At 58.8% G+C, this 7,471-nt stretch carries 2 protein-coding genes and 1 pseudogene; all 3 read right to left on the reverse strand.

Features of this window, described 5'->3' with window-relative positions:
• Window positions 1-870 (reverse strand): annotated as a pseudogene (locus tag HMPREF2734_RS05795) (hypothetical protein); the annotation flags it as partial.
• Window positions 871-1,447: 577 nt separating this feature from the next.
• Window positions 1,448-6,007: a Rib/alpha-like domain-containing protein gene (locus HMPREF2734_RS05800; RefSeq protein ID WP_070569905.1), complete on the reverse strand. Its 4,560-nt coding sequence runs from the start codon at window positions 6,005-6,007 to the stop codon at window positions 1,448-1,450.
• Window positions 6,008-6,362: 355 nt separating this feature from the next.
• A partial coding sequence (locus HMPREF2734_RS05805; RefSeq protein ID WP_210384738.1) for a YPDG domain-containing protein occupies window positions 6,363-7,471 on the reverse strand: 1,109 nt, incomplete at its 5' end.

Genomic DNA, 7,471 nt, shown 5'->3' on the forward strand with positions numbered 1-7,471 from the left:
CGAGCCAACCACCGTCAAACCAGCAGCAGCCGGATCCTTCGGATCCTTCAACAGCATCATCGAGCGGTAGCTCTTATAGCCCTGCACATAATCAAGATTCCAAAACGCATGACCCTGGTACAAGCCATACAGTCCCTTACCCTGCGACTCAGCCCACTGCTCCTCCGGCAAGTGCTGCGGCAAACGATCCTTCTGCGCGTACTGGATCTTAACGTCAACAACCTTATTGCCAGTCCACTGACCATCACCCTGGGTACCAGGCGTCGTCGCCGTCAATGGGAACACACCGGCTGCATACTGGTGCACCAAACGGTACTGATCTGCCACATCCTCCGGCAGCACAGCCCACATACGAATCTTCTCACGCTTCTGATCACGCTTGCCACGAGCATTACCAGTGGTCAGACCAACAGAAGCATCCGCATCAAAATAACGCGTGACACCCTCAGCGTCCGTATACGGCGCCAACTGCAACGTGAAATTACCGTTTTCATCCGACTCGGTGTAATAAATCGGCGACGCGTGCTCAGAGTTCACACCCTCAAACCACTGGGCGTAAACCTTCACGCCCTTTAAGGCCTTGCCAGAATCCTGGACATTACCGAAACCATTCGCCGTCTCCTGGATCTCCTTGACAGAACCAGAAATCGTACCCGTGTTCTCAGGATTACCAGGCGAGAAAATCGCATCCTTATACGCCTCAACATTTGAAGCAGCATCCACAGGCTTCGCCGCATCCGCCCCTGCAACAGCGGCAGGAGCCTCCTGTGCAACCGCAACCGGCTGCGCCAGCGGCGCAACCAACGCAAACGACAACGCAGCCGCAGCAACAGACGTGCCACGACGACGTGCAATGTAATTCTTCTTCACCGAAAAATTCCTTCCTCGAAAATGATTATTCGGTTAGATGAGCCCTTCCCCGCGTGGCGTAGACAGACATGTGCCACACAGGGCTGACATAGCCAAGGGTAAAGAAGTGGACATTCGTCCGCAATGATTGTTACGACTGCCTACAACTAGCGGTCAGATTTCTTAAGTTTCCCCAAGCAGCCCGACACTCTCCCCTCTTGTAGTCTCAGCAGCGCTTACGCAGTGCAGTCAGCACACGAAAATCTTGGACATCAATACATCTTTGTGCTTTGGTTTTGATTTCACACCCCGTTACAACCACTGCAAATGCACGTCGAGACCGACGTGGGCTTCTCGAGAATGCCGTGACGTTCTTCCACTCTCCGACCGATATAACTTTTTATGGTTGCACAGGCAAAACACTCGAAGGTGAGAGTTTTCTCAGGTTCGGCTTCCCCCTCCATTAGGGGGTGGTTGGGGGACGTGGGGTCGTCGATAAGCGACATGCACACAAAGACCGTTGCCTCGCTCACCAGCGTGGTGAGCGAGGCAACGGTTTCGAGGAAGGTGCCTTCATAGAAGGCGTTTGGCTACCGGATTACTTCTTTTCCGGAGCCGTAGTCTCCTGAGAGGAGCCAGCGTAGGTCTTTCCGGAGGAGCCCTTCAGTTCGAGGTTCTTCACGGACGAACCGCCGGTGGGCGAGCAGTTGTCATAAATGATCGTGCCGGCCAGGATGCCAGCGGCGATCAACGCGAGACCGCCAACAACTGTTGCGATGTCGGTGCCGTACTGGGCAAGCTTCGCGTTCACGGCGTCCGCTTGAGCGGCGACCTGCGGGTTGAACACGCCCAACTGCTGCTGGAGGCGCGTGTTCGCGGTCTGGATCTGTGCATTCGCCCGGGCGGCGAACTCGGACAGACCCGGGATCTGGATCTGGGTGGCCAGACCGATCGGGAGCAGCGCAATCAGCGGAAGACCGAAGCCGACGGAGGTGGCGATGCACTTGCCGGTGTCGATGCCAACCTTTGCGGTGGCCTTGTTGCCGGCGCCATCGACGACCTGGATCTCCTGGCCGGTCTCGAGGTTCACGCCTGCGGGGACGTTGACCTTCCACTTGCCGTCCTTGTCGGTCGTGGTCGTGATCGACTTGCCGTTTGGCCAGGTCACGGTGATCTTCTCGCCAGGACGGTCGCCCTTACCGGAGATGGTCTTCGTGCTGGGGGTGATGTCGTCGATAGTCGGTGCCGTGGTGTCTGGCTTCGACTGATCGTCGGCCGGGTTGGCGCCCTTCTCCACCTCTTCGCGGTTGGTGTGGCCATCGCCATCAAAGTCACCATTCGGATCCAGCAGGGACTTCCCATCCTTGCCCACCAGGTCGAAATTGGCAGTAGCGGAGTTGGTCGAGTCGTCCTCGAAGGTGAAGTCGACCGCAACAGACGGGCGAGCGAACGGCTTGAAGGTGTCGAAGAACCTATCCCAACGCTTCTTCACATCGGTGCTCTTGATCTCCGGCAACTTGGCCTCGAGCTTCTCCGCGACGTCCTTCATCGAAGGAGCCTTCGCGTTGATCACACCGTTGTCTTGCGGAGTGAACTCCCACTTGTCGGCGTCCGAATCTGCGGTCGGATTCGCTTCCGTCTTCTTCACGGGCGCCTTGGTGCCGAACGGGTCGTTGGTGTTCTTCTCACCATCAACCGGAACGTCCGTGACCTTGTCGTACTCCGGTACGAAACGCTCCGCGTCAGTACCAACGGTGATGGTCGTCTGCACCTCATCGGTGGAACCATCCGGGTAAGTCACGACAACGGTGACGTCGTAGACGCCCGGCTTCGAGGTATCCGGGGTCTCCTTGTACTTGAAGGTGGTTCCCTCCGGCAGCTTGTCCGCATCCTTGATGTTGGCCTCCGGATCCGGAGTACCGCCTGTCGGGACCTTCTGGTCCTGGCCCTGCGGATCGTTCTTGTCAGCGTCCGTCGCGTTCTTCTGCACCTTCACGGTGGAATTGACCTTGTCGGTGGTGCCATCCGGATAGGTAGCAACGATGGTCACCGGCTTGTCACCCTCTGTGGAGGTATCCGGTGCCTGCTCGTACTCGAAGGTTGTGCCCTCCGGCAGCTCGTCGACGTTGGTGACGTGGTCCTTGGCCTCCGGGACCTCGTTCGGCTCGACGGTCTTGTCCTGGACCTGCGGCTCGTAGGTGTCAGCGTCGGACTGCTTCGGGGCCTCGGGCTGGGGCTGCTCCGGCTTCGGGGTCGGCTCGGGCTGGGGTTGCTCGGGTTGCGGCTGTTCCGGGGTCGGGTCCTCTGCAGGCTTCGGGTCCTCCACCTTCACAGTGGCCTGCACCTCGTCGGTGGAACCATCCGGGTAGGTGACGACGACCGTGACCGGCTTATCCCCAGCAGTAGAGGTATCCGGATCTTCCTTGTACTTGAAGGTCGTGCCCTCAGGAAGCTTGTCAGCGTCCTTGACATTGTCCTTCGGTTCCGGCTTCTTGCCGGTTTCAACCGTCTGGTCCTGACCTTGCGGGTCGAACTGCTCAGCCTGATCCTTGGCAACCTTCACCGTCACCGGCACCTCATCAGTGGTGCCATCCGGGTAGGTCACAACAACGACAGCCTCCTTGTCACCAGAGGTGTCAGTCTTCGGCGCATCCTTCCAGCCGTACTTGGTGCCCTCCGGAAGCTCATCCTTGTTCGCGATCGAATCCTCAGCCTTCGGCTCAGAATTCTTCGCAACCTCCTGGTCCTTACCCTGCGGGTCGTACTTACCAGCCTGGTCGGTGACCTTCAGCGGGACAAGGTCGGTGTGCTCGGCCTCTTTGCCGTCCTGATCCACCAACGTGTAAGTGACGGTGACGTTCGGCTTCTCTTCGGACGCGTCAACCGTCTTCTTCGGCGTACCGGTGATCTTGCCGTTCTTGAACTCCAGCTCCTCCGGAAGGCCATCAACCTTGATGGAGTCCTTCTTCAGCTCGTAGCCCTGCGGCAGCTTGTCAAAGCCTTCCGGCTTCACGTCCTGCTTATACGGCTCGCCGACGACGCCGTCGGCCAGCTTGGTATCCGTCACCGTGATCTTGGTGACCACCTGCTCCTTACGCTTCTGCGCGACGGGCTTCTTCTCGGTCTTCTCAATACGCTTGTCAGGATCTTGCTCGTCTGGGTTTTCGTAGACCGGGTTTCCGTCGTCGTCAAGCACCGGCACATCCTGCTCCACCATGACCTCGATCTCGCGAGTCACGATGACCTCGGTGGTGCCCGGGGTGGTCGGCTTGCCGGTGATCTTGCCGGTCTTCGGATCGATCTTGAGACCTGCAGGCAGGTCCTTGGCGGAGTAGGTCGGTACAGCGCCCTCCTTCATGTTGCCCGGCAGATCCTTGAACAGCGGCGTCACGTCGTTGTTCGGGAACTCAGTGCCAACCGACCCCAACGGCAGCGACTCAGGAACAACAGCGGTGAAGGAGTCTGCGATCTCCCAACGATCAGACGGCTTGCCGGAAGCCGGGTCAACAGAAACCAGCGCGGCGGTGTAGACCGTGGTCTCCTTCAGATCTTCAGGAGCCTGGAAGTTGCAAGACTCGAGCGCACCCTTGTCGTCGCTCTTGATCTTGCACATCGCGTCCTTGATCTCAGTCTGGGTACCATCCGGAGCGGTTGCGTACCAACGGATTGCGTACTCCGTGTTCGGCAGCAAGCCCGCGGTCTTCGTAGTCACCTTGGAGCCCGGACGACCCTTGTTGTCGTAGGAGTTGTACTCCGGAATGTCGAAGGTCGGCTGTGCAGTCATCAACGGGAACTGCAGACCGTTCATGTTCGCGCCGGCGGCAATCGCGCCCTGGTCGCGGTAGTTCATGAACATATTGGCGACGAACGCAGAGTTCTTCACGTCGCGGCCCTCAATGTTCGGGTAAATGTACATGTAGTCGGTGTTGATGTGGCGCACGTCGTACAACGAAGCGCCGGTAAACACGTTGAGCCACTGGTTCTGGTAGTCATCGGCAACCTTGCCCCAGTCTTCGTCGCTGACCACATTGTTCACACCGAGGTTGGCCTTGTCGCGCGAGTAGCCCAGCGTGCCCTTGAACGGCAGGTAAATCATGCCGTCTGCGTTGGACGGGGCAACCACAGTCTCTGCAATGTGGGAGCCCTCGCCGTGCTCGTCCTGGTACGCCTTGATGATGCGCTCCTGGTTCGCACGCTCCTGCTCAACCGTGTAACCCGGGTTCTCGTTCTTCCAGGCGTCGATCTGGCGCGCGACTTCGTCGTTAAGATACGACGCAACAATCTCGATGCCGCCCGCTGCACGATCACCACGCGCAGGCTGGTACTTGTAGTAGCCCGGCAAGGTACCGGCAGACTCACCAGTCTCCCACCACACCATGGACTCATTCGGGTGAGCGATGCTCTTAATCGCGCCAAAGTCCCCGTAGTACGGGAACTGACCATCAGCCGTCGGCTTACCGGTCTCGCCGTCGAGCGCACGAGTCCAATCCTTCTCCGGCTTGGCCAACCAACCAACGTGATTCGGCTTCTCTTCCAGCACAAAACGACCGTTGGTAATGCGGGAACCAGCAGGACCAGCAGTGAAGTTCCAAGACTCCTGCACCCGGTCCGTGATGGAGGTGTAACGGCCCGAGTTGAAGTCACCCGCGGCAACCACCGAGTACTTGCTCGGATCCGGGTTCTCGCCCCAAACGCGGACGCGAACGCCACCGGCGGCCAGCCAGAACGGCGGCGCGTCAACCCCGTTGGTTACCTTCTCGGACAGGTCGAAGGAGAAGCGACCCTCGGAGTCAGTCGTGGTGTAGAACGTCGGCGAAACCTCACCATTCTTGGTCACGTACTGCAAATAGATGACGTTGCCCTTGAGCGGCTCATTATTCGACGACAAGTCATCGTGGCGACCATCCTTATTGATGTACGCCCAACCGTGGTAGCCGTAGAAATCACGCCAGCCACCCTTGGTAAAGATGGCGTTCGGCACCTGCTTGTTCTTGCCCTGATCCGCGGCAGGGGTTGGGGCTGGGGCCGGGGTTGGGGCAGCCTGCGGGTTGTCTTGCGCAAACGCCGTCGGCTGCGCGAGCGGCGCAACCAACGCGAGCGACAACGCGGCTGCGGCAACCGAGGTGCCACGGCGGCGTGCAACGTAGTTTTTCTTCACAAAGAACCTTCCAGAAACATAGCGATGTGTGTAAACGCAATATCCAATTAATGGACACCCGTTAAGGACTTTGGGAACGCTACGCCTGGTGGACACCCGTCTACAATCTACCCTTTTGGCCCTACCCCCACTCATGTGATTATTTAGCTTCCCCTCAGGAATTGATTTAAAAACTGCCTGGTTCCGTACTGCTTCATGAATGTTTACTGTGAGTTCCCTGCCTTTGGGCGGGGGTAGCTCGGGGAGGTGGGGTCGTCGATAAGCAATGCGCAAAACGTCGCCCCGCTCACTGGAATGATGAGCGGGGCGACGGATTCGAGGAAGACGCCTTTAGTAAAGGCGCTGGTCTACTGCATTACTTCTCCTTCCCCTCCTTCGACGAACCTGCGTAGGTGTTGCCGGAAGAACCCCTCAACTCGAGGTTCTTGATGGACGAGCCACCGTTCGGCGAGCAGTTGTCGTAAATGATCGTGCCGGCGAGGATGCCAGCGGCGATCAGAGCCAGACCGCCGAGCACGGTTCCGATATCGGTGCCGTAGCGAGCGAGTTGCGAGTTAATCGCATCCACCTGGGACGCCATCTGCGGGTTGAACACGCCCAGCTGACGCTGCATCTGGGTGTTGAAGTTCTGGATCTGCGCGTTCGCCTGAGCAGCGATGTCAGACAGACCGGGGATCTCCAACTGGGTAGCCAGACCAATCGGCAGCAGCGCGATAAGCGGCAGACCGAAGCCGACCGAGGTGGCGATGCACTTGCCGGTGTCAATGCCGACCTTCTCCTTGGACTCGTTGCCCACACCATCCCGAGCCTTGACATCGTCGCCCGGCTTCAAGGTGGTGCCGCCAGGAACGGTGACCGTCCAGTTGCCGTTCTCATCGGTCTTGGTCGGCACTTCCTTGCCATCCGGGAAAGTCACGATGATGTCCTCGCCCGGACGGTCGCCGGTGCCGGTGATGGTCTTATCGTCCGGCTTGATCGGGTTGATCTTCGGCGGCGTGGTGTCCGCACCCTCATCTACCGGCTTATCCGGGTTATCAACGGTGACGGTGACATCAACGTTGTCCTTGGAGCCATCCGGGTAAGTGACCTCGACCGGGACGGTGATCTTGTCGCCCGGCTTGGCGTCCTTCGGAATAGTCACGGTGATCTCGCCGGTGTTCTTATCGATGGTCACGCCATCCGGCGCGTTCTCACCCGGAGTGAACGTGGTGCCCTCCGGCGGTGTGGTCGGGTTGCCATCCTTGTCCTTGAACTCAGGCTTCTCAACCTTGACGTCCTCACCAGGCTTGCCCGAACCGTCCTTGTACTCCGGCTCGATCTCGTCCGCAGTCTTCGCATCCGGGTTGTCAACGGTGACGGTGACATCAACGTTGTCCTTAGAACCATCCGGGTAAGTCACAACAACCGGAACCGTGATCTTGTCGCCTGGGTTGGCGTCCTTCGGAATAGTCACGGTGATCTCGC

Origin of the sequence: Corynebacterium sp. HMSC055D05 (genome assembly GCF_001810365.1) — a bacterium.
Classification (GTDB): domain Bacteria; phylum Actinomycetota; class Actinomycetes; order Mycobacteriales; family Mycobacteriaceae; genus Corynebacterium; species Corynebacterium coyleae.